Origin of the sequence: Pantoea sp. WEP, assembly GCF_041678305.1 — a bacterium.
GTDB lineage: Bacteria > Pseudomonadota > Gammaproteobacteria > Enterobacterales > Enterobacteriaceae > Pantoea > Pantoea dispersa.
The window spans coordinates 2246532-2269685 of record NZ_JBGNXB010000001.1 but is presented as its reverse complement, the minus strand read 5'-3'; the positions used below and the strand labels follow the sequence as shown (position 1 = coordinate 2269685).

Here is a 23154-nt window from a genome sequence, read left to right as displayed (position 1 = left end):
CTCCTTTACTTAGCGGATGCGGCGCGCGCGGCGTACTGCGGTTCAGCCACCTGGCACCAGTGTTGATAACGTTGATAAAGCTGCTGATAAGTCGCCACGCGCGCGCTGTCCGGCTGCAGGGTGACGGCAATCGGACTGGCCATCACCTGCTGCGCCGCCGGCACATCGGGGTAAACGCCGGCGGCAACGGCGGCAAAAATCGCCGCGCCCAGCGCGCAGCACTCATCGGAAGCGACAATGTCCAGCGGCCGGTTCATCACATCGCAGCAGGCCTGCATGATGGCAGGGGATTTGCGCGCAATGCCGCCGAGCGTCAGGATGTTCTGCACCGGAATCTGCTGCTGCTCGAAGCACTCCATGATGGCGCGCGCGCCAAAGGCGGTGGCGGCAATCAGGCCGCCGAACAGCGCCGGCGCATCGGTGCCGAGGTTGAGGTCGGTAATCACGCCTTTCAGGCGCTGGTTGGCGTCCGGCGTGCGGCGACCGTTAAACCAGTCCAGCACCACCGGCAGGTGATCGAGTTGCGGATTTGCCGCCCAGGCGTCGGTCAGCTGGCGGATCAGATCCTGCTGCAGCGCGGCCAGCTGCGGCTGTAATTCAGGATGGCGCTGCGCCGCCTGCTGTAAGGGCCAGCCGAGCAGGCGACTGAACCAGGCATAGATGTCGCCGAACGCCGATTGTCCGGCTTCACAGCCGATGGCGCCCGGCATCACGCTGCCGTCGACCTGACCGCAGATGCCTTTGATCGCGCGATCGCCAACCTGTTCGCTGTCGGCGATCAGGATGTCGCAGGTCGAGGTGCCGATCACTTTCACCAGCGTGTACGGCTGTGCGCCCGCGCCAACCGCGCCCATGTGGCAGTCAAAGGCGCCACCGGACAGCACCACCTGTTCTGACAGGCCAAGACGCTGCGCCCATTCGCCCGACAGCGTGCCGACCGGCACATCGGCGGTAAAGGTATCGCTGAACAGCGGCGAATCGAGCTGTTCCACCAGCATGGGGTCGAGCGCGCGAAAGAACGCCGCCGGCGGTAAACCCTGCCACTCCGGATGCCACAATGATTTGTGCCCGGCGGCGCAGCGTCCGCGCCGCAGATCGGCCGGTGCGGTGGTACCGCTCAGCAGCGCGGGCACCCAGTCGCACAGTTCCACCCACGAAACCGCCGCCTCTCGCACCGCGGCATCGGCACGCGACACGTGCAAAATTTTGGCCCAGAACCATTCGGAGGAGTAAACGCCGCCGATGTAGCGGGTATAGTCGGTGAACTGGCCGCTGCGGCACAGGCGGTTAATCTCTTCGGCTTCTTCTATCGCGGTGTGATCTTTCCACAGCACAAACATGGCGTTGGGATTGCTGGCGAATTCCGGACGCAGCGCGAGGACGTTGCCGTCGCGATCGATGGGGGCCGGCGTCGAGCCGGTAGAATCGACGCCAATACCCACCACCGCGGCGCGCTGCGCCGGACTTAACGCCTGCACCACGCTGACCATGGCCTGCTCCAGCGCATCAATATAATCCTGAGGATGATGACGAAAGCGGTTGGCGTGGGCATCGCAGAAGTCACCCTTTGCCCAGCGCGGATAGTTGACCACCGCCTTTTCCAGCTCTTTACCGCTGTGGCACTCCACGGCCAGCGCCCGTACCGAGTCACTGCCGAAATCCAGCCCAATTGTTATGGCACCCGCGCTCATCGGGATTCTCCTGTGTGAGTTGTCTCGCTCTATCCTGGAATGGGGCGCGGGCGGCGGTTAGTCATCAGCGGCTGAGAATATGCACTTTTCTGTCATCGGCGGGGTTGTGTGATCGACAGCAAAAGTTAATGTCCGGTTAATTTTGCTGAATATATGGAGGATTTAGTCATCGTTTTGGGATGTGATACCGCTCTACATTTTTCCGCGCTTTTCCCGTTACAACTAGCCCAGCGTTTGCACAGCCTTTGTACAAACTTTGAGCTAACGCGCTGATTTTGCGCTGTACCCGAACGTGAAATCTGATTGGTAGCGTTTACACCGATTCGTTGATAACAGCGATAAAACACCATTGTGCCGGAGAGCATCATGCATAAATTCACTAAAGCACTGGCGGCCGCAGGCCTCGCCGCGCTTATGTCACAATCCGCTATCGCCGAGACCATCAAGCTCGGTTTCCTCGTCAAACAGCCGGAGGAACCCTGGTTCCAGACCGAGTGGAAATTCGCCGATAAGGCTGGCAAAGATCTCGGCTTTGAAGTGATCAAAATTGCCGTGCCGGACGGTGAAAAAACCCTGAACGCTATCGATAGCCTGGCGGCGAGCGGCGCCAAAGGCTTTGTCATCTGTACCCCGGATCCCAAGCTGGGCTCGGCTATCGTCGCCAAAGCACGCAGCTATGACCTGAAAGTGATTGCCGTGGACGATCAGTTTGTCACCGCCAAAGGCAAGCCAATGGATACCGTACCGCTGGTGATGATGGCTGCGACCAAAATCGGCGAGCGTCAGGGCCAGGAGCTGTACAAAGAGATGCAGAAACGCGGCTGGGATGTGAAGCAAACCGCCGTGATGGCGATTACTGCTAACGAACTGGATACCGCACGCCGCCGCACCGGTGGCTCGATGGCCGCGCTGAAAGCCGCCGGCTTCCCGGAGAAACAGATTTATCAGGTGCCGACCAAATCCAACGATATCCCGGGCGCGTTTGACGCCGGTAACTCGCTGCTGGTGCAGCATCCGGAAGTGAAGCACTGGCTGATTGTCGGCATGAACGACAACACCGTGCTGGGCGGCGTGCGCGCCACCGAAGGCCAGGGCTTCAAGGCACCGGACGTGATCGGCATCGGCATCAACGGCGTGGATGCGGTAAGCGAGCTGTCAAAAGGCGCGCCAACCGGCTTCTACGGTTCCCTGCTGCCGAGCCCGGACGTGCACGGCTATAAGAGCAGCGAAATGCTCTACAACTGGGTGACCAAAGGGCAGGAGCCAGCGAAATTCACCGAAGTGACCGACGTGGTGCTGATCACCCGCGACAATTTCAAAACCGAGCTGGCGAAGAAAGGGCTGATGTAAGTCGGTTTTAAGCCGTCCTCAATGTGATGTTAATTAACAGGCAGCCGGCATAGTTCGTGCTGTAGCAAGGCGGCAGGCACGTTTGTCCCCGGGAGCTTACTGAGGTCAGTGACCGGGGTAAATGTGCGCAGCCAACGCTGCTACGGTGCGAAACATAGAGGCTCAGGAGTTCCCATGAACACGGATCCAGCATTTCTGTCATTTCATGGCATCAGCAAAACCTTCCCTGGCGTGAAAGCGCTGCAGGATATCTCTTTTCAGTGCCGCGCCGGGGAAGTGCACGCGCTGATGGGAGAAAACGGCGCGGGCAAATCCACGCTGTTGAAAATCCTTAGCGGCAGCTATCAACCCAGCGGCGGCGAAATCCGCATCAAAGGCACAGCGAAAAGCTTCAGCAATACCGTTGATGCGCTGGATGCCGGTGTAGCGATCATTTACCAGGAGCTGCATCTGGTACCGGAAATGAGCGTGGCGGAGAACATCTATCTTGGCCAGCTGCCGCACAAGCGCGGGCTGGTTAACCGCAAGCTGCTGCGCTACGAAGCCGGTCTGCAGCTGAAAAATCTTGGCATGGATATCGATCCCGACATGCCGCTGAAATACCTGTCGCTCGGTCAGTGGCAGATGGTCGAAATCGCCAAAGCGCTGGCGCGCAACGCGCGCATCATCGCCTTTGATGAGCCGACCAGTTCGCTGTCGGCGCGCGAAATTGAGCATCTGTTCCGCGTGATTCGCCAGCTGCGCGAGCAGGGCCGGGTGGTGCTGTATGTGTCGCATCGCATGGAAGAAATTTTCGCGCTGAGCGATGCCATTACGGTGTTTAAGGATGGGCGCTACGTGCGCACCTTCACGGATATGGCCAATACCCACCATGACGATCTGGTGGAGGCGATGGTCGGACGCAACCTCGGAGATATCTATGGCTACGCGCCACGTGAGCTGGGCCCCGTGCGTCTGCAGCTGGACAAGGTGGAAGCGAAAGGCGTGCGGATGCCGATATCGCTGACGGTGCGCGCCGGAGAAATTGTCGGTCTGTTTGGACTGGTCGGTGCCGGCCGCAGCGAACTGATGAAAGGGCTGTTTGGTGCCACCCGCCTGCGCGCGGGCACGGTCACGCTGGACGGTAAGCAGCTCAACATCCGCGAACCGATTGATGCCATCCGCGCCGGCATCATGCTGTGCCCGGAAGATCGCAAAGCCGAAGGCATCATCCCGGTGCACTCGGTGCGCGAGAACATCAATATCAGCGCGCGCCGCCACAACCTGAATGCCGGCTGTCTGATCAAGCCGGGCTGGGAAGCGAAAAACGCGGACCACCACATTCGCTCGCTGAACATCAAAACGCCGGGCGCGCATCAGCTGATCATGAATCTGTCCGGTGGCAACCAGCAGAAGGCAATTCTGGGCCGCTGGCTGTCGGAGGAGATGAACGTGATCCTGCTCGACGAACCGACGCGCGGCATTGATGTCGGCGCCAAACATGAAATCTATAACCTGATTTATCAGCTGGCGAACAAAGGGATCGCGGTGCTGTTTGCCTCCAGCGATCTGCCCGAAGTGATGGGACTGGCCGACCGCATCGTAGTGATGCGCGAAGGTGAGATTGCCGGTGAACTGCCCCACGACGCCGCCACGGAGCAGCTGACGCTGAGCCTGGCCATGCCGAAAACCACTCAAGCGGCCGCCGTGGCCTGAGGTAAAGGAGAGTAAAAATGGCTTCATCTACCACGTCCAATACGCCACCGGTGCAGCGCAGTGGCCTGCAGCTCGGGCGCATCTGGGACAACTTCGGCATGCTGGTGGTGTTTGCGCTGCTGTTTATCGTCTGCGCCATCTTCGTGCCTAATTTTGGCACCTTTATCAACATGAAAGGGCTGGGCCTGGCGATGTCGATGTCCGGCATGGTGGCGTGCGGCATGCTGTTCTGCCTCGCCTCCGGCGATTTCGACCTGTCGGTGGCGTCGGTGATTGCCTGCGCTGGCGTCGTCACCGCCGTGGTGATCAACATGACCGAAAGCCTGTGGATCGGCGTCGCCGCCGGCCTGCTGCTCGGTATGGCCACCGGCTTCGTTAACGGCTTCGTGATTGCGCGTCTCAAAATTAACGCGCTGATCACCACGCTGGCGACCATGCAGATTGTGCGCGGCCTGGCCTATATCTTCTCCGACGGTAAAGCGGTGGGGATTGAGGATGAGCGCTTTTTCACCCTCGGCTACGCCAACTGGCTGGGCGTGCCGGCACCGATCTGGCTGACCATCGCCACCATGATCGTGTTCGGTTTCCTGCTGAACAAAACCACCTTTGGCCGCAACACGCTGGCGATTGGTGGCAACGAGGAAGCGGCGCGGCTGGCCGGGGTGCCGGTGGTGCGCACGCGCATCATCATCTTTATCCTTTCCGGGCTGGTATCAGCAGCCGCCGGCATTATCCTGGCTTCGCGCATGACCAGCGGTCAGCCGATGACCTCGCTCGGCTATGAGCTGATCGTTATCTCCGCCTGCGTGCTGGGCGGCGTGTCGCTGAAGGGCGGTATCGGCAAGATTTCCTACGTGGTCGCCGGGGTGTTGATTCTGGGTACCGTCGAGAATGCGATGAATTTATTGAATATCTCGCCATTCTCACAGTATGTGGTGCGCGGTTTGATACTGTTAGCGGCGGTGATCTTTGACCGTTACAAACAAAAAAGCAGAACCGCCTGATCCCGCGGGCGCAGCCGCAACGCTGCGCCCCAACGTCACGCGAACCGGGAGATCCTTATGTACCACCGCGAAGCGCCGAGTGAACAGCAAAATCCGTTACTGCCGGGCTATCCGTTTAACGCCTGGCTGGTAGCCGGACTGACGCCGATCAACGCCGGCGATCAGCTCGATTTTTTTATCGATCGCCCGCACGGCATGAAAGGTTACATCCTCAATCTGACCATTAAAGGCCAGGGACGGGTGTTTGACGGGGCGTCAGCGTTTGACTGCGAGCCAGGCGACCTGTTGCTGTTTCAGCCGAAAACGCCGCACTACTATGGCCGTGCGCCGGACAGTCCGTGCTGGCACCATCGCTGGGTCTATTTCCGTCCGCGCGCCTACTGGACCGACTGGCTGCAGTGGCAGGATCAGAACCAGGGCGTTGGCCGGCTGCGGTTGCCGGATGCGCTGCGCGCCGAATTTGACCGCCTGTTTGCCAGCATCGAACAGACGCATAATTCCGGACGCCGCTTCGCCGAAGAGCTGGCGATGAATCTGCTGGAACGCCTGCTGCTGCGTGCGGTAGAAGAGGATCCGCGCAGCCATCAGCAAATTCGCGATCCGCGCGTGATTGAAGCCTGCCAGTACGTCACCAATCATCTGGCCAGCGAGGTGAAAATCGAGGAAGTGGCGCGCCACGTCTGTCTGTCGCCGTCGCGTCTGGCCCACCTGTTCCGCGAGCAGATGGGAATCAACCTGTTACGCTGGCGCGAAGATCAGCGGGTGATCCGCGCCAAGCTGCTGTTGCAAACCACTCAGGAACCGATCGCCTCGGTGGGGCGCGAGGTCGGCTACGACGACCAGCTCTACTTCTCGCGCGTGTTCCGCAAGCGGGTGGGCGTCAGTCCGAGCGATTTCCGCCGCCGCAGTCAGGATGCGCACGACGCGCTGGTGGCCCAGGAGAGCTGGCAACCGGCACGGAGTGCGATCTCCTGAGCTTTCAGGTGATTCCGCCTTGTTCTTACTGACTGATTCGTCTTAAATCAGTCAGGTCACGAACAAGAGGAATGAGAATGAGCGATAAACTACGTGTCGGCCTGATCGGCTACGGATTTGCCAGCAAAACCTTCCATGCGCCGCTGATCGCCGGTACGCCAGACGTTGAGCTGGCGGCGATCTCCAGCAGCGATGCCAGTAAAGTGCACGCTGACTGGCCGTCGGTGCAGGTGGTGGCCGATCCTCAGGCACTGCTGGATGACCCGACGCTGCACCTGATTGTAATTCCTACCCCGAATGACACCCATTTCCCGCTCGCCAAAGCGGCACTCAATGCCGGCAAGCATGTGGTAGTCGATAAACCGTTTACCGTGACGCTGTCACAGGCGCGCGAGCTCGACCAGCTGGCCAAAGCCAAAGGGCTGCTGTTGTCGGTGTTCCACAACCGCCGCTGGGACAGCGATTTCCTGACGCTGAAAACGCTGCTGAACGACGGCACGCTGGGCGAGGTGCGCTATCTGGAGTCGCACTTTGACCGTTTCCGTCCGGAAGTCCGTCAGCGCTGGCGCGAAATGAAAGGCCCGGGCAGCGGGATCTGGTTCGATCTTGGACCGCACGTACTGGACCAGGCGTTGCAGCTGTTTGGACCGCCGGTGGCGATCAACGTCGACATGGCTGAACTGCGTCCGGGCGCGCAAACCACCGATTACTTCCACGCGGTGCTGACTTATCCCACCCGGCGCGTGGTGCTGCACGCCAGCATGCTGGTAGCGGCGGAATCGGCGCGTTTTGTGGTGCACGGCACGCGCGGCAGCTACGTTAAGTACGGGCTCGATCCGCAGGAGGACCGTCTGAAAGCCGGTGAACGTCCGCCGCGTGAAGAGTGGGGCTACGACATGCGCAACGGCACGCTGACGCTGGCCGAGGGCGACGTGATGGTGGAGAAAGAGCTGCTGACGCTGCCGGGCAACTATCCGGCCTATTATGCGGCGATCCGCGACGCCATTGCCGGTAACGGTGCCAACCCGGTTACGGCGGAAGAGGCGATTCAGGTGATGGAGCTGATTGAGCTTGGCCTGCAGTCGGCGGAGAAACGCCAGACCTTGTCACTAAAGTAAACCGGACGGCGTTATCGCCAGCCGATCAACAAGGAGCGCAATCTGCGCTCCTTTTTTATGGCTTATGCCGCCACGCGCTGGCGCAGCGCGGCTTTCTCCGCCTCGGTTAAAAAGGCGATGGCAATACCGTTTTCCTGCGCCTGGCGAATCTCGGCGGCGCTCAGGCCCGCCTGTGGCGCAGCCACCTCATATTCATGCGCCAGCTCAATGCCCTGTACCGCCGGATCGTCAGTGTTGATGGTTGCCAGAATACCGTGCTGCAGGAACGCCTTCAGCGGATGGCTGGCCAGCGAGGCTACGGTACTGGTCTGAATGTTCGACGTCAGGCAGGATTCAATGCCAATGCGCTGTTCGGCGAGGAAATCCATCAGCGCGCGGTCTTCAATCGCTTTGACACCGTGACCGATGCGCTCAGCGCCCAGCTCGCGGATCGCCTGCCAGATGCTCTCCGGTCCGGCGGCTTCACCGGCATGCACGGTGATGCGGAATCCGGCATCGCGGGCGCGGTTAAAGTGGCTGAGGAATTCGCTGCCCGGGAAGCCCAGTTCATCGCCGGCCAGATCGACGGCAGTGATGCCGTCGCGGTGCGCCAGCAGACCTTCCAGCTCGCGCAGGCAGGCTTCTTCGCCGAAGGTGCGGCTCATGATGCCAATCAGCTTCACATCAACGCCATACTGCTGTACGCCCGCGCGCACGCCATCAATTACCGCTTCCACCACGCCGGCAATCGGCAGCTGATGGTTCATCGCCATGTAGCCCGGTGAGAAGCGCAGCTCAGCGTAATGGATACCGGCCTGCGCGGCGTCAGCGACGTTTTCCAGCGCAATGCGGCGGCAGGCGTCGAGATCGCCCAGCACTTTGACGCCCCAGTCAAGCTTCTGCAGGAAGCTCACCAGGTCCGGCTGGTTGGCGGTCACCTGCACGTGTGGACGCAGGGTATCCAGCGTATCGGCGGGCAGCGCAAGATTGAACTGACGACCTAAATCAAGGATGGTCTGGGCGCGGATATTGCCATCGAGGTGGCGGTGAAGGTCGGTGAGGGGAAGTTTCGCATCAATCATGTCGCACTCGCTGAATTAACGTAAAGTGCAGACCATTATAAAAACTTCTTGCGCAACCGCGCCAGTGATTTGCGCAAAGCGGATAGCGGATGCTGAATTAATCAGCATCCGCTGTGGTTCAGAACGATTGCAGTGCGGCAATCAGCCGGTCCAGCCCGTCATCCAGCTTGCTGCGCGGGCAGCCAGCGTTGAGACGCAGATAGCTGCGGCTGGCGCTGCCGTAGGTGCTGCCTGGCATAATCGCCACCTTATGCTGCTGGATCAGCCGCTGCTGCAGCGCGACGTCATCAATGGCCAGCGGCGCGGTGTCAATCCATGCCAGATAAGTGGCCTGCGGCGGTTGCCAGTTGAGCCCGGCAAACGCCGCGTTGAGCCGTTGCGCAATGTGCTGCATATTGGCACGCAGATAATCGCGCAGCGCGTCGAGCCAGGGTGCGCCGTGACGGTAGGCGGCAATAGTGGCAGCCAGCGCCATCACCGCCGGTGACGACAGCCCGTCCTGCTGCTTCAGCGCGTGAAACCACGCCCGGCGATCGTCCGCGTCCGGAATAATGCCCCAGGCGCCGGTCAGCGCCGGAATATTGAAGCTCTTCGAGGCCGAGGTAAACAGCGCCCAGCGGCCTTGTGCCACCTCGCACCACGGCGTGTGGCGCGCCTCGCTCAGCACCATATCCATATGGATTTCGTCGCTGATCACGCTCACGCCATGCCGTTCGCACAGTGCCGCCATCTGCTGCAGCTCTGCGCGCTGCCACACTTTACCGGTGGGATTGTGCGGGCTACACAGTAACATCACCTTACAGCGCGGCCGCGCCAGCAGGGTTTCCAGTTGAGCCATATCACAGCGCCATGTGTCGCCAGCGCGCTGCAACGGTAACTCCAGCACCCTGCGCTGATTCCCGATGATTGTCTGGTAAAACGCATCATAGGCGGGCGTGTGAATCAGCACCTCATCCTCCGCCTGCGTCCAGTGGCGCAGCAGCTGCGCCACCATATAAATCACCGACGGGCCGTACACCAGCGACTCTGCCGCGACCTCGCTGGCAAAGCGGCTGCGCATCCAGTGCTGCAGGGCGGAAAGGAAATCCTCGTGCTGCCAGCGGCTGTAGCCCAGCACGCCGTGATTCAGCCGCTGCTGCAACGCGTCAATGATGCAGGGAGCGGTGGCGAAATCCATGTCCGAGATGGTGAAGGGCAGCAGATCTGGCACGCCGAAGCGGTCGGCGACAAAGTCCCACTGCGTGCACCAGCTGCCGTGGCGATCCACTACCCGATCAAAATTAAACGCCTGCATCTTTACACCGTCGCGCTCATCAGATGGGCCATTTCATCTTTGACCGACTGCACCTGCGGGCCAATGACTACCTGCAGATTGTTCTGGTTCAGGTGCACCACGCCGATGGCGCCGTTGGCTTTCAGCGCGGCATCGTCGACCTTGCTCATGTCGGCCACCGACAGGCGCAGGCGCGTCAGGCAGTTATCCAGCGAGGTGATGTTGTCAACGCCACCCAGCGCCGCGAGAATCGCTGGCGTGTTGTAGCCGGATTTGCCCACGCCGGCGCGGCTGACCTGCTGCTCAACGCGGCTGGTTTCTGCTTCGCGGCCCGGTGTTTTGATGTTGAAGCGGGTGATGGCGAAACGGAAGATGGCGTAGTAACCCACAAACCACACGGCGGCAATCACCGGCACCCAGTACCATTTGGTAGAAAGGCCGTGCAGCACGCCAAACACGAAGAAGTCGATCACGTTACCGTCGGTATTACCGATGGTCACGCCAAGCATCGCCATCACGGTGAAGCCGAGACCGGTCAGCAGCGCGTGGATCAGATACAGTACCGGTGCGACAAACAGGAACAGGAACTCGATCGGTTCAGTGGTGCCGCCGACCACGCAGGCAACCACGCCCGAAATCAGCAGGCCTTTAATTTTGTGTCGGTTTTCCGGGCGCGCGCAGTGATAAATCGCCAGCGCTGCCCCCGGCAGGCCGCCAAGGAATGCCGGCATTTTACCCTGCGACAGGAAGCGGGTAGCGCTTTCCGCGAAGCCGTGAGTTTCCGGACACGCCAGCTGCGCCTGGAAGATGGTCAGCGCGCCGCTGACGCTGTGACCACACACCTCCATGGTGCCACCGGCATCGGTGAAGCGAATAATCGCCACCAGAATATGCTGCAGGCCAAACGGCAGCAGCAGACGTTCTCCGGTGCCGAAGATCATCGGGCCGAATTCGCCCGCGCTGTTGATCATCCAGCCAAGACCGGTGATCGCGCGCGCAAAGAAAGGCCAGATCAGCGGTACCACCAGCCCCAGCAGGCCCATCACCACGGTGGTGATAATCGGCACAAAGCGCGTGCCGCCGAAGAATGCCAGCGCATCCGGCAGGCGAATATTGTGAAAACGCTCGTGCAGCCAGAACACCACAATGCCGACAATCACCGCGCCGAGAATACCGGTGTCGATGGACTGAATGCCGAGAATGTTCTGCACGTTATTGGCTTTCAGCACCGCCGCATCGGTAGTCGGCAGAATCCCGTTGATGTTCAGCCAGAAGTTAACGCTGAGATTGAGCACCGCAAAGCCGACGAAGCCGGCAAACGCCGCCACGCCTTTGTTTTCCCGCGCCATGCCCAGCGGGATGGCGATGGCAAACATCACCGGCAAATAGCTAAAGGCAAAGGAGCCGATTTTTGCCATCCAGATAAACAGGTATTGCAGGAACGGCTGGTCGAGCAGCGGAATCAGCGTTAGCACATCATGGCTGCTGAGTGAACTGCCGATCCCTAGCATGATGCCGCAAAACGACAGCAGCGCCACGGGTAGCATGAAGGTTTTCCCCAGGCTCTGGAAAAATTCCCAGAGCGACATTTTGGGTTGGCTGTGAGGCATAGTCTCTCCTGGCTAAAAAGTAACAAGCGGGTAAAGTGGTGGGGGATGATAAAACGTTTTATCACGGCTTTTTGTGGTGATAATCACAAAGCGTGACTAGCATCAGGCTTTATTTTTATGCGAATCAGTGTAACGTTTTACCTCTTTGAATTTTCCGGCAACGAAAAGCGTCACACTATGTCCCAGCAGAAAATCACCATCCATGATGTCGCGCAGGCCGCTGGCGTATCGGTCAGCACGGTATCGCTGGTGCTGTCCGGCAAAGGGCGCATTTCACCTGCCACCGCCGCGCGGGTGAATCAGGCGATTGAGCAACTCGGCTATGTGCGTAACCGCTCGGCCTCCATGCTGCGCGGCGGTGAGAGCGGGGTGATTGGCCTGATCGTGCGCGATCTCAGCCAGCCCTTTTATGCAGCAATGACGGCGGGACTGAGTGAGGTGCTGGAGCAGCAGGGCAAAGTGCTGGTGCTGACGCAGAGTGGTCAGCACGGCCAGCATCTGCAGCGCTGTTTTGATTCACTGGCGGCGCAGGGTGCCGATGGCATTGTGCTGGGCGGCGCGGTGGCGCAGGCGGAATCGCTGCGGCTGCAGGCGCAGGAGCAAAATATTGCGCTGATCTGCGCCGCGCGCGCCAGCAGTCTGGAAAAAGTCGATTCGCTGCGTCCGGATAACAGCCAGGCGGCGCGGATGGCCACCGAGTATCTGATCAAACAGGGACATCAGCGCATTGCCTGGGTCGGCGGTCTGGGGTCCTCACTGACACGCGCCGAACGTATCGGCGGCTATTGCGCCACGCTGCTGCAGTACGGTTTGCCGTTTCGCCCGGACTGGATTATTGAATGTGACGATCGCCAGCAGAGCGTCTCTGCGCTGACGCAGGCGCTGCTGCATCAGCATCCGCGTATTACCGCTATTCTGGCCCACAATGCCAGCACCACGCTCGGCTGCTATTTCGGCGCGCTGCGCAGCGGCCGCACCCTCGGGGAAGATGCCGTGGACAGTTACTACACCCAGCAGCTGGCGCTGGTCGGCTTCAACGACGATCCGCAGCCTGAGCTGAACGATCCGGCATTGACGTTTGTCAGCAGTGAAGCGCGCATCGTCGGGCGGCGCGCGGCAGAACGCATATTACAGCGCCTGGCGCAGCCACAGGCCGATGTGCAGACGTTAATCGTGCCGCCGCAGCTGGTGCAGGGCCGCTAAGCCTGTCGCCCGCCCGGCGTCAGGTCATTATTCGCCACGTTTCTGTTACCGCTGCTTACCGATTGTCAGCCGGCCTGTGATCATCGTTCTGCTTATGCATTGCGGGCCAGCAGAAAATAAAGATTAAGCTTTAGCATCAAATATTGACACGAAACTGTCATAATATGGCCAGCGTTAAATGAAAATCAACGCGTTAGCCATTTTTCTGAATTCCGCGAATTTTGTATTGATTAATATTCTTTACCGGCCGCGCCTGTATTTTATTCAGGCTGGCTGATGTTATTACCTGTCACAAAATGTGTATTTTCTTATTGTTTAGCGCGGGTTTACTTGCTCGCTGGATTTGTGACTGGCGAGGAATATACTGCCAGCTATGCTTATTTTTCCTGTGCCGGGGCACGTATGAAAATAATCGTAAATGGGAAAGGTTATCCGGAAAAGAGAAATATCATCGTCAACGATTCACACCATTATCTCAATCTGAAATATAAAAATATCTGGTTTTATCGTAACGCCGTCAGGCAGAAAATCCGCAAAGCCAATAAGTTGTTTATTTTCGCGCCGCTACCGTTCTCGGTGCCGGACGATGCACAAATCATCCATCTTTTTAATGAAGTGGCCTGCACAAAAAAACGCTGGATGGCGACATTTGAAACCGAAATTCCGCGCGTGCTGCCGGTGCCGGGCATGGCCAAACTGCATAATCCACAATTGCAGAAACAACTCAAACTGATCGCGGCACCGCAGTGTACGGCGCTGCTGGCCATTTCCGACGCGACGAAAAAGATTCAAATCAAGCTGTTACAGGCGTTTCCGCAGCAGGCTGCAGCCATTTTACCCAAACTGCACACCCTGCATCCGCCGCAGGCAATTATCTGTGATCGGGTCAGACCGGTGAATCAGGCGAAGCTGACGTTCAGCTTTGTCGGCAATGAGTTTTATCGTAAAGGTGGGGCGGAAGTGGTGCTGGCCTTTAGCGAGTTGCTGGCAGAAGGCATCATTCACCCCGACAGCGTGCAGGTGAATTTAACGGGCAACCTGAAGCATCGCTATAATATCGCGCACGGCGCGCAGCAGGATGACGCGCAATTTCATCAGCGGATTGAAGACCTGATTAATCAGCAGGCAATCTTCAGGCATGAAACATTTTTGCAAAATGATCGGCTGATGAAAATGCTCGAACAGACCGATGTGGGATTATTACCGACCTGGCAGGATACCTACGGCTTTTCAGTGCTGGAAATGCAGGCGTGCGGCTGTCCGGTCATTACCACTAATGTGCGCGCACTGCCGGAAATAAACCCGGCTTCGGCCGGCTGGCTTATTGACTGTCCGCTAAATGATATGTTTGAAATCACCATCGCTTCAGCGCAGGAGAAACAGGCGATCAGGGCCAGAATTATTGCGCAGCTCAAACAGATCATCACGCAGATAATGGCGCAGCGCGAGGCGATCAGCACCCGCTCGGCGCGGGCGCTGCAAAGAATTAAAGACCAGCACGATCCGGCGCGCTTTCGCGCCAGCCTGGACGCTTTTTATCAGTTAGCTGGCGAGGCCGATCGGGCCTCAGGCGTGAACGCACCAAAGCGAGTGGATATATGACCGGCCGGTTTAGCCGCTTCTCATCAACCCTGGGGGCAGAGCGGCGCTGGCCTGACGGCCAGCGCCAGGTGAGTTAACGTGCTTTCGTCGTCAGATCAAGAAAGGGATGTTTGCCCGCCAGCAGCAGCAAAAACTCATATTCTCCCTGACTGAGCGGGGAGGGTTTTGCGGTGGACTCCTTCATCTGCCAGACGCGCAGGCTGAGGTCGAAGCGCTCCGCGGCAAGCAATTGTGTCATGCCTGCGGCAATACGCAAGTCGCGGACATCGGTTTGAACCGGTACAAGGTGCTGCAATAATTGATGACTCATAAATTTTTCTCTTATTGTGGCCTTTCCCTGGCGGTGTTGTTATGTGCTGCACGCAGCGTCGGTCAGAGGCTGGCAAGGCTGGCCGCAACAGCAGCGGTGCCGGTGCCGGATGTTGTTAACCCGGATTGAGCCCCGGGCGGTGGGCTGTCAGAAAAACGAAAATGGCTGATGACCGCAGCCAGCGTTCCGGTACGGCCATTCAGGCTGCCGGCCGAGGCGGCAATCTCTTTCACCAGGGCGGCATTCTGCTGGGTGACGCGATCCAGATCGGTCACGGCCAGCGTAACCTGGGCAATGCCTTTGCTCTGTTCGTCTGACGCCAGCGCAATCTGGCCAATCAGCGACGTGACGGCGGAAACGCTTTGCGTGGCGCTGTCCATGATGGCGCCGGCGCGCTGCGCGGTCTGCGCTCCCTCGCCAACGCGCGTCACGGTGCCATTAATCAGCCCTTCGATCTCCTTCGCGGCGCTGGCGCTGCGTTGTGCCAGCGTGCGCACTTCAGCTGCCACCACGGCAAAGCCGCGTCCCTGCTCACCGGCGCGAGCGGCTTCAACAGCCGCGTTCAGTGCCAGAATATTGGTCTGAAATGCGATGCTGTTAACCGTGGCGGTGAACTGACGGATTTTATCGGCTTCGGTGGCGATATCGGCCATCATCGCTGACACGCTTTTGACCAGCGCTTCGCCGTCGCGCGTGGTGCGCGCCGCATCCTCAGCCAGCTCGCGCGCTTCGCCCGCGCTGTGGGCATTTTTCTCTACGGTGGCGCTAAGCTGCTCCATGCTGGCCGAGGTCTGCTCGAGCGCAGCCGCCTGGCGGGTGGTGCGGTCGGACAGATCGGCATTGCCGCTGGCGATATCCGCAGACTCCTTGCGTAGCACGTCGGTGTTGTCATGCACGGCACGCACCGTGGTCAGCAGGCTCTGCTGCATCAGCCTGACCAGCGGAATCAGCTGACCCACACAGTTGCGGCCAAAATCCTGCGGTTCCCGCGTAAGATCGCCAGCGGCGATGCCGCGGAAATGTTCCCGCAGCGCCCCCAGCGGCCGTACCAGATGCGTGACCAGAAAACGGTCACAGAACAGCAGCAGCGCGAGCATCAGCAGTGCAGCAATGCCAAAGGCCATTTGCAGACGCTGGCGATCGGACTGGTCGGCATGGTTATTCGCTGCGATGTCGCGCTGCAGGAAATGCAGGCGCTCAGCCGCAGGCACCGCAAAGTCAGCCGGCGATGCGGTGAGGGCGGCACGCAGCGGCACCCAGTCGCTATCGGCCGGGGCATCGGCCGCTACAGCCGCTTTCGCCGCCGTGGTTCCCGATGCCATCACTAAACTTGCGCGATTGAGAAACAGCAGCTGGCTGGTCAGGGTGGCGTTATGCAGTTCGCGCTGATGCATGTCGCGCAGCACCGTGCTGCCATAGATCCCGGCCAGCGCCACAATCAGTAGCGCCGCGACCAGGATGCACTGCACAACCCGGCGAATGGTGAAGTTTTTAAGAAATTGCATGGTGAGTTTCCCCGGTGTCGTTTAAGACACAATGGTGTCGAGCGTTATTATTTATTGTTCGCGATAATATCGCGTACTATGGTTTAGCGTTTTAAGCATGGCAGGGAATTCTGAAAAAGAAAATGAATCGTCGATAAAATATTTCTTTCCCAAAGATATGCCAGATTAATTTACAAGAGGGTTATTTCGCCTGGCCGCGGCAGTAAAGCTCGCCGGCGGATAAATAAACTTTCATTGTTTTTGCCGTTTGCTGAAATTGAGCGTTAAGTGCCCGTTAATTTAGCTTAAGTCACGCCGCAATGATTAACAGCACTCCGCCTGCAACACGCTGGGCGTCAACAAATAATAAACGCTGCCGTGTTAACGCTAATTTCACCCGTGACCATCACCGATTATAAATTCACGCTGTAAAGCACCGGACCCGTTGGACGTCCGGTTGGCGAACCGCCGTGCGGCTCGAGACTGATCGCCAGCGTCGCCTTAACCAGCGACTGCTGTTTCTCAATCGGATACTGCTGCGGCGCACTTCCGGTGACCAGACCGAGTGAAACGGGCGCCCGGCCAGGCGGAATCAGCCACAGTTCCAGACTCTGATCCGCCCTGACCGCGCTGACCTGCAGCGGCGCCAGACTGATCACGTCCTGCCGGCGGCTGGCGCTCACCACCCATTGCTGACTGTGTTGCGCATCGGTCAGCACCGCCAGCGGTGTCATCACCGGCTCGCGCAGCCAGTAAGCCGACAGCGCTAAGCCCAGCGCGACGCAGGCGGCAGCCAGCCACGGCAGCGTCCGGCGTGCGGGCGCGACGCGCTTGTCGGGCGGCAGGGAAAGGGCAATTTTTTTCCACAGCGTTTCCGGCGGCGTGACGGGCGGCTGAACCTGGTCGAGACCCGCCAGCAGCGTCTGCCAGCGGGCGACCTGCGCCGCCAGCGCCGGCTCGGCCTGCAGTCTGCGCTGAAAGCGCAATCGCGCGCTGCCGCGCAGCGTGCCGAGGGCGTACTCCGCCGCCAGGGCGTCATCCCGCTGCACCTTGTCACTCATCGTCCTACACACTCCCGCAGATGGTCCAGGCCACGTCGAATCCAGCTTTTTACCGAGCCGACCGGCTGCTGCAGCCACCCGGCAATGTCGCTATGTGATAAGCCCTGATAATAGGCCAGCGTGATCGACTGGCGTTGTTCACTGCTCAAATGCTGCAGACAGTGGTGCAGGCGGGCAACCTCGCGATCGTGCTGTTCGTCCAGACTGGCGTCACCCGGCGTGCTGCTCAAATCGTCGAGCCAGGCCTCGTCGGCATGGAATTGTCTGGCATAGCCGCTGCGCAGCCAGTCAATACAGCGGTTGCGTACAATGTGCGTCATCCAGGTCAGGGGAGAACTGAGCGCGCTATTAAATGACGCGGCGTTGTGCCAGACCGTGATGTAGCATTCATGCAGAATCTCTTCCGCCCACGCCCGCTGGCGTAACATGCGCAGCGCTACCGCAAACAGATGCGGGGAAGTCAGCCGGTACAGCTGTTCAAAAGCCAGGCGATCGCGCTTCGCGACCGCCTGTATTAAGGCTATTTGTTGCTCAGCCTGAGAGGCGTCCATAATACTCCTGGCCGGTTTGTTTAACCTTACCGAGTATAGACAGTTATTCAGGCATTAAGACGGTATCAATAACGTCAATGACGCCATTTTTCTGGTTTACATCATAAGTGCTGATATTTGCCACATTACCCTGACCATCTTTCAGCTGAATATTGTGTGGCCCGTTGCTCATAATCCACAGCGGCTGACCATTCACCGTTTTCAATTCGGCTTTACCGCCACCCTGTTTAATTTTTTGCTCCAGCGCTTTCATATCATATTTACCGGCGACCACATGGTAGGTCAGCACGCTGGTGAGTTTGGCTTTGTTTTCTAGTTTGAGTAGTGCATCAACGGTGCCGGCAGGCAGTTTGGCAAAGGCGGCGTTAGTCGGCGCAAACACCGTAAACGGGCCTTTGCCCTGTAAGGTATCGACCAGACCCGCGGCTTTAACGGCAGCGACCAGCGTAGTGTGATCCTTCGAGTTCAGGGCGTTTTCAATAATGTTTTTTTGTGGATACATTGCCGCGCCGCCTACCATCACCGAATCGGCGTGCATGGCCGCCATCGCAGCGTTCGCGCCAAGCAGGGCGGCAGACAGGACGGCATAACTGATTAACTTTTTCATCATATATCCTCATTGAAAGAGCAGAAGGGTGCTCACAAAGGGATATACGTACGGTGCGGCTGAACGGATGCAGAAAAGGGTGAAATTTTTTTGCCGGGGGAAAACGGCAGCCCGGAGCGGGCTGCCGCGGGGATTACTCTGGCATGCCTTCGCTGGTTGGCGCGCCTAACATGTAGCGCGACAGGAACTGCTCCAGCGTCATTTTGTCGCCATTCATGGTGACCTGACCGTTAGCGTATTGCAGGCTGGTGGTGATGTTATCGTCCTGCTGCTGCGTCAGACGGAACATCTGGCCCATTGCCGCCAGACCTTTCACCTGCTGATCGGCCAGCTTCTGCGCATCATCACCCTGATAACCTTCCGCCAGCCCGACGTGACGCATCACTTCGGTCGCCATCGGCATATTGATGCTCAGCTTGCCATCGAGCGTTTTCAGCACGCGATCCACGGCGGCACCCAGACTCTGCGGTTCACCGGTGACGGTCGCCGGATCGTTAAAACCGACGTTAAGGTTGAACGTGCTCTCGCCCTTGTCATTTTTCCAGCTCAGCGGCGCCACGCTTACGGTCGGCGAACCTTTCAGCAGGGTCGGCAGGTTATTTCTCAGAATGGTCTGCACGCTGGCCTGGTAGCGGATAGGATCGTCCACCACGCCAGGCTGGTTCAGCAGATCCTGCATCTGCGCATTGTACTGGTCAGAGAAGGTTTTCACCGCCTGAGCATCAAACTGCGCAAATTTCATCGCCAGTTTGGCTTCGCCGAACGGCTGTTTCTGCAGGCTGATGCTATCGACCTGATAATCAATCTGGCCGCCAATCTTACCGTCTTTGTTGTCGAACGAGGACTTCCCGTCCAGCTTCTCCAGCGTCAGGCCTTCCTGACCGTTGATGCTGGCGTCGAGCTTATCCAGCGTGATGGTCTGGTCGCCGACGCGCACGCCTTCCGGACTCAGGTGGGTGTCACCGCCCAGCTTCAGACCATTAAGGGTAAACAGCACCGGCTGCTGCAGCTGGTTTTTGCTGGTGACGGCGATACTCGAGAAGTCGCCCTGCAGACTCACTTTGTCGCCTTTGCTGTCCGCGCTGACGTTGAGCGTGCCGCCGTTAGTGGCGAGGCGATCACCGGTCTGCGCATTGCTGTAATCCACCGGCAGCAGGTGCAGCGCGGTATCGGTCGCGCCGCTGTAACCAACGCGGGTATCGGCATTAACCAGCGATTTGCCCTGAGTCAGTTCAAACAGTTTCTTCACCGCATCGGTGTTTTCCAGTTCGGTGTGCACCGAGGCCATGCTGGGGATCAGGTTGCCGCGCTTCAGCTGAGCAAACGGGAAAGGACCGTGGTCGATGGTTTCGTTGAGCACGATGCTTTGACCCGGCTTCAGCAGCGGATTGTCTTCGGTCTGCGAACTGGCCTGAATCACCAGTTTGGTTTTGCTGCTGAATACGCCACGCTGGTAATCCTGATAGCTGAGCGTCAGACGGCTATTCGGCGCGTACGCGTTGATCTGGCTGTTGGCATTTTGCAGCATCTCATCCATGTGGCTTTCCAGCTGTTTACCGGTAAACCACGCTGCGCCAGTCCAGATTACGCCGAGCGCCACAATCACACCTACGGCAACCTTGGTCTTTTTCATCGCTGAGTCGTCCTTATCCTTGCGTGCGCATACCGTTGGGCCGCGCGACGGGTGAAGAAAAACGCCCGCAGGCGTTTTTTAATTAATAGTTTGAAATAATAGCAGTTAATGCTGCAGGCGTCAGCCGCCTCACGTCAGCGCGTTGTACACCCGCGCCAGACGGCCAGTCCCCGCCGCGCTCACCGGCGACTCGCTGGCTGCGACAAAGCAGGATTCGCCCGGTTGCAGTACCAGCTGCTGCCCGGCCTTTTCAATCACCGCCTGGCCTTCGATGCAGAACAGCAGGGCGGCACTGTGCTGTGCCAGCGTTAGCGGCGTGGCCGAAAGCGTATGGATGGCGAAGGCAAAATCCTCTACCGGAATCGGGAAGTTGAGGCTGTCGCCCTGCATCTGCGGCTGCGTGAGCAGCGTCGCCGCCGGTTTGGCCTCGAACTTCAGGTTGGCCAGCAGTTCCGGAACATCAATGAATTTCGGCGTCAGGCCGGCGCGCAGCACGTTATCCGAATTGGCCATCACTTCCAGCGCCACGCCTTTCAGATAGGCATGCGGCGTTTCGGCGAACAGGAACATCGCCTCACCCGGTTGCAGGGTGATGACATTCAGCAGCAGCGGTGAGAACAGGCCATTATCGTCCGGATAGTCGCTGGCGATCGTTTTGATGGTCTGCCACGGCTCGCCTTCGCGCGCGTTCAGCGCGGATTTCAGCACGCCGAGCGCGCGGGTTTTGCTTTCGTCTTTCAGCGACAGCAGGGTAGCGAACAGTTTAGCCAGTGCGGCTTCGCTGGCGTTTTCGAGGAAATGGGCGATCTGCGGATGCGCGCCCGCGACCGGCTCCAGCAGCGAGACAATCTCAGGCAGTTCGCGAAAGCCGTTCATCGCCTGGAACGGCGTCAGGGCATACACCAGTTCGGGCTTGTGGTTAGCATCTTTATAGTTGCGCTCGGCGGCGCTGAGCGGAATGCCCGCCGCGTTTTCACGCGCGAAACCGGCTTCTGCGGCGGTTTTACTGGGATGCACCTGAATCGATAACGGCTGATCGGCGCACAGCACTTTAAACAGAAACGGCAGCTCACCGAAACGCTGCGCTACCGCGGCACCCAGCGTCGCGACCTGATCGTCATTAATCACGTCACGCAGCGAACGGGTGATGCCATTCACTTCAACGGTAGAGGGGCTTTTGGGGTGCGCGCCCATCCATAATTCCGCCATCGGCAATCCCTGCGGGTTTTCGATGCCGTAGAGTTCGGTCAGCGCGGTTTTGCTGCCCCATGCATAATTTTGCAGCGAATTGTTCAATTTTTGCATCGTTTACCCTTAATAACGGTAAGTAAATAAGCGTATTAAAGCAGAAAGTGCCATAGAAAATACACGAACAAGTGCAATAAACGCGATGGGCTCGCATAATGTTAATTTCTTGTATGTGACAATCTTGCTCGCTCTAAGGCGTCGCGGGAAGACGACTTAGGCGGAAACCTCAAAATCTGAGCTAAGGAGACGTAGTCATGGCAGCCAACCGCATTGAAAAAGATTCAATGGGTCCGATCGAAGTTCCGGCAGATAAGTTGTGGGGCGCACAAACGCAGCGTTCGCTGGAGCACTTCCGTATCTCCACCGAGAAGATGCCCGTGGCGCTGGTGCACGCGCTGGCGCTGACCAAGCGCGCCGCCGCCCAGGTTAACCGCGATCTGGGGCTGCTGCCGGCTGAACGGGCCGGGGCGATTATCGACGCCGCTGACGAGGTGCTGGCCGACCAGCACAGCGACGAGTTCCCGCTGGCCATCTGGCAGACCGGCTCCGGCACCCAGACCAACATGAACATGAATGAAGTGCTGGCTAACCGCGCCAGCGAACTGCTGGGCGGCGAGCGCGGCATGTCGCGCAAAGTGCATCCGAATGATGATGTTAACAAGAGCCAGAGCTCCAATGATGTGTTCCCGACGGCGATGCACGTTGCCGCGGTGATTGCGCTGCGCGAACAGCTGATTCCGCAAATTGAGGTGCTGAAAAATACCCTGAGCGAGAAATCCGCCGCGTTTAAAGACATCGTTAAAATTGGTCGTACCCACCTGCAGGACGCCACACCGCTGACGCTCGGCCAGGAGATTTCCGGCTGGGTTGCCATGCTGGAGCACAATCTGAAGCACATCGAACACAGTATTCCGCACGTCGCCGAGCTGGCGCTGGGCGGTACCGCAGTCGGTACCGGCCTGAATACCCATCCGGAATATGCGGTGCGCGTGGCGAAAGCGCTGGCCGACCTGACGCAGCAACCCTTTGTCACTGCGCCCAACAAGTTTGAAGCGCTGGCGACCTGCGATGCGCTGGTGCATGCGCACGGCGCGCTGAAAGGACTGGCCGCGTCGCTGATGAAAATCGCTAACGACGTGCGCTGGCTGTCATCCGGTCCGCGCTGCGGCATCGGTGAAATCAGCATTCCGGAAAATGAGCCCGGTAGCTCGATCATGCCAGGCAAAGTCAACCCAACGCAGTGTGAAGCGCTGACCATGCTGTGCTGCCAGGTGATGGGCAATGACGTGGCGGTGAACATGGGCGGTGCATCCGGTAACTTCGAACTCAACGTCTACCGGCCAATGGTGATCCACAACTTCCTGCAGTCGGTACGGCTGCTGGCCGACGGCATGGACAGCTTCAATCACCATTGCGCGGTGGGCATTGAGCCCAACCGCGAGCGCATCGATCAACTGCTCAACGAGTCGCTGATGCTGGTTACCGCGCTGAATACTCATATCGGCTATGACAAAGCGGCGGAAATTGCCAAGCAGGCGCACAAACAGGGGCTGACGCTGAAAGCCTCGGCGCTGCAGCTCGGCTACCTGACCGAAGCGCAGTTTGACGAATGGGTGCGGCCGGAAGAGATGGTTGGCAGCATGAAGCAATAGCTTTACTGCCGGACACTACAGCGCGA

Annotated in this window: 19 protein-coding genes; 8 read left to right on the top strand and 11 right to left on the bottom strand. The window is 58.9% G+C overall.

The window, feature by feature from the left end:
- Positions 1-5: 5 nt before the first annotated feature.
- The gene (locus ABVR31_RS10400) at positions 6-1691 is read right to left on the bottom strand and encodes a ribulokinase (RefSeq protein ID WP_372772671.1); all 1686 of its coding nucleotides are present in this window, start codon (positions 1689-1691) and stop codon (positions 6-8) included.
- A 366-nt stretch (positions 1692-2057) separates the two neighbouring features.
- Here ABVR31_RS10400 and ABVR31_RS10395 point away from each other — a divergent pair, with 366 nt between their 5' ends.
- From ABVR31_RS10395 to ABVR31_RS10375, 5 genes are all read left to right on the top strand, one after another.
- The gene (locus ABVR31_RS10395) at positions 2058-3041 is read left to right on the top strand and encodes an arabinose ABC transporter substrate-binding protein (protein ID WP_372772669.1); all 984 of its coding nucleotides are present in this window, start codon (positions 2058-2060) and stop codon (positions 3039-3041) included.
- Positions 3042-3215: 174 nt separating this feature from the next.
- Entirely contained in the window at positions 3216-4736 is a 1521-nt protein-coding gene (gene araG / locus ABVR31_RS10390; RefSeq protein ID WP_141495492.1) for an L-arabinose ABC transporter ATP-binding protein AraG, read from the top strand.
- A 17-nt stretch (positions 4737-4753) separates the two neighbouring features.
- The gene (gene araH / locus ABVR31_RS10385) at positions 4754-5740 is read left to right on the top strand and encodes an L-arabinose ABC transporter permease AraH (RefSeq protein ID WP_021506177.1); all 987 of its coding nucleotides are present in this window, start codon (positions 4754-4756) and stop codon (positions 5738-5740) included.
- 57 nt (positions 5741-5797) lie between these two features.
- Positions 5798-6715, top strand: coding sequence for an arabinose operon transcriptional regulator AraC (gene araC / locus ABVR31_RS10380; RefSeq protein WP_021506176.1), 918 nt, complete (start codon positions 5798-5800; stop codon positions 6713-6715).
- A 77-nt stretch (positions 6716-6792) separates the two neighbouring features.
- Positions 6793-7833, top strand: a complete 1041-nt coding sequence (locus ABVR31_RS10375; protein WP_021506175.1) for an oxidoreductase — start codon at positions 6793-6795, stop codon at positions 7831-7833.
- A gap of 62 nt (positions 7834-7895) precedes the next feature.
- Here the strand turns inward: ABVR31_RS10375 and add are convergent, their stop codons facing one another.
- From add to malX, 3 genes are all read right to left on the bottom strand, one after another.
- Positions 7896-8894 carry an adenosine deaminase gene (gene add / locus ABVR31_RS10370; RefSeq protein ID WP_127834039.1) on the bottom strand — a complete coding sequence of 333 codons (999 nt, stop codon included), beginning with the start codon at positions 8892-8894 and terminating at the stop codon, positions 7896-7898.
- A 118-nt stretch (positions 8895-9012) separates the two neighbouring features.
- The gene (locus ABVR31_RS10365; RefSeq protein WP_264239681.1) at positions 9013-10188 is read right to left on the bottom strand and encodes a MalY/PatB family protein; all 1176 of its coding nucleotides are present in this window, start codon (positions 10186-10188) and stop codon (positions 9013-9015) included.
- A 2-nt stretch (positions 10189-10190) separates the two neighbouring features.
- Positions 10191-11777 carry a maltose/glucose-specific PTS transporter subunit IIBC gene (gene malX, locus ABVR31_RS10360; protein ID WP_372772666.1) on the bottom strand — a complete coding sequence of 529 codons (1587 nt, stop codon included), beginning with the start codon at positions 11775-11777 and terminating at the stop codon, positions 10191-10193.
- 177 nt (positions 11778-11954) lie between these two features.
- On the opposite strand from malX, the gene malI reads away from it, so the two are divergent.
- Positions 11955-12980 (top strand): Mal regulon transcriptional regulator MalI, encoded by a 1026-nt coding sequence (gene malI / locus ABVR31_RS10355; protein ID WP_031279152.1) that lies wholly within the window; start codon positions 11955-11957, stop codon positions 12978-12980.
- A gap of 276 nt (positions 12981-13256) precedes the next feature.
- Positions 13257-14582, top strand: coding sequence for a glycosyltransferase (locus ABVR31_RS10350; protein WP_372772664.1), 1326 nt, complete (start codon positions 13257-13259; stop codon positions 14580-14582).
- Positions 14583-14655: 73 nt separating this feature from the next.
- Here the strand turns inward: ABVR31_RS10350 and ABVR31_RS10345 are convergent, their stop codons facing one another.
- The 7 genes from ABVR31_RS10345 to manA all read right to left on the bottom strand — a co-directional run bounded on the left by ABVR31_RS10345 (position 14656) and on the right by manA (position 21533).
- Positions 14656-14892 carry a hypothetical protein gene (locus ABVR31_RS10345; protein WP_058769724.1) on the bottom strand — a complete coding sequence of 79 codons (237 nt, stop codon included), beginning with the start codon at positions 14890-14892 and terminating at the stop codon, positions 14656-14658.
- Positions 14893-14954: 62 nt separating this feature from the next.
- Positions 14955-16397 (bottom strand): methyl-accepting chemotaxis protein, encoded by a 1443-nt coding sequence (locus tag ABVR31_RS10340; protein WP_372772662.1) that lies wholly within the window; start codon positions 16395-16397, stop codon positions 14955-14957.
- A gap of 392 nt (positions 16398-16789) precedes the next feature.
- Positions 16790-17437 (bottom strand): anti-sigma factor domain-containing protein, encoded by a 648-nt coding sequence (locus ABVR31_RS10335; protein WP_372772660.1) that lies wholly within the window; start codon positions 17435-17437, stop codon positions 16790-16792.
- Positions 17434-17988, bottom strand: coding sequence for a sigma-70 family RNA polymerase sigma factor (locus ABVR31_RS10330; protein WP_372772658.1), 555 nt, complete (start codon positions 17986-17988; stop codon positions 17434-17436). Before ABVR31_RS10330 ends, ABVR31_RS10335 begins: the two co-directional genes overlap by 4 nt.
- 43 nt (positions 17989-18031) lie before the next feature.
- Positions 18032-18595, bottom strand: a complete 564-nt coding sequence (locus tag ABVR31_RS10325) for a fasciclin domain-containing protein (protein WP_372774017.1) — start codon at positions 18593-18595, stop codon at positions 18032-18034.
- Positions 18596-18728: 133 nt separating this feature from the next.
- Positions 18729-20228 carry a YdgA family protein gene (locus tag ABVR31_RS10320; RefSeq protein ID WP_058769727.1) on the bottom strand — a complete coding sequence of 500 codons (1500 nt, stop codon included), beginning with the start codon at positions 20226-20228 and terminating at the stop codon, positions 18729-18731.
- 129 nt (positions 20229-20357) lie between these two features.
- Positions 20358-21533, bottom strand: coding sequence for a mannose-6-phosphate isomerase (gene manA, locus ABVR31_RS10315; protein WP_325923668.1), 1176 nt, complete (start codon positions 21531-21533; stop codon positions 20358-20360).
- Between the two features lie 197 nt (positions 21534-21730).
- On the opposite strand from manA, the gene fumC reads away from it, so the two are divergent.
- Positions 21731-23128 carry a class II fumarate hydratase gene (fumC, locus tag ABVR31_RS10310; protein ID WP_021506162.1) on the top strand — a complete coding sequence of 466 codons (1398 nt, stop codon included), beginning with the start codon at positions 21731-21733 and terminating at the stop codon, positions 23126-23128.
- Positions 23129-23154 lie beyond the last annotated feature (26 nt).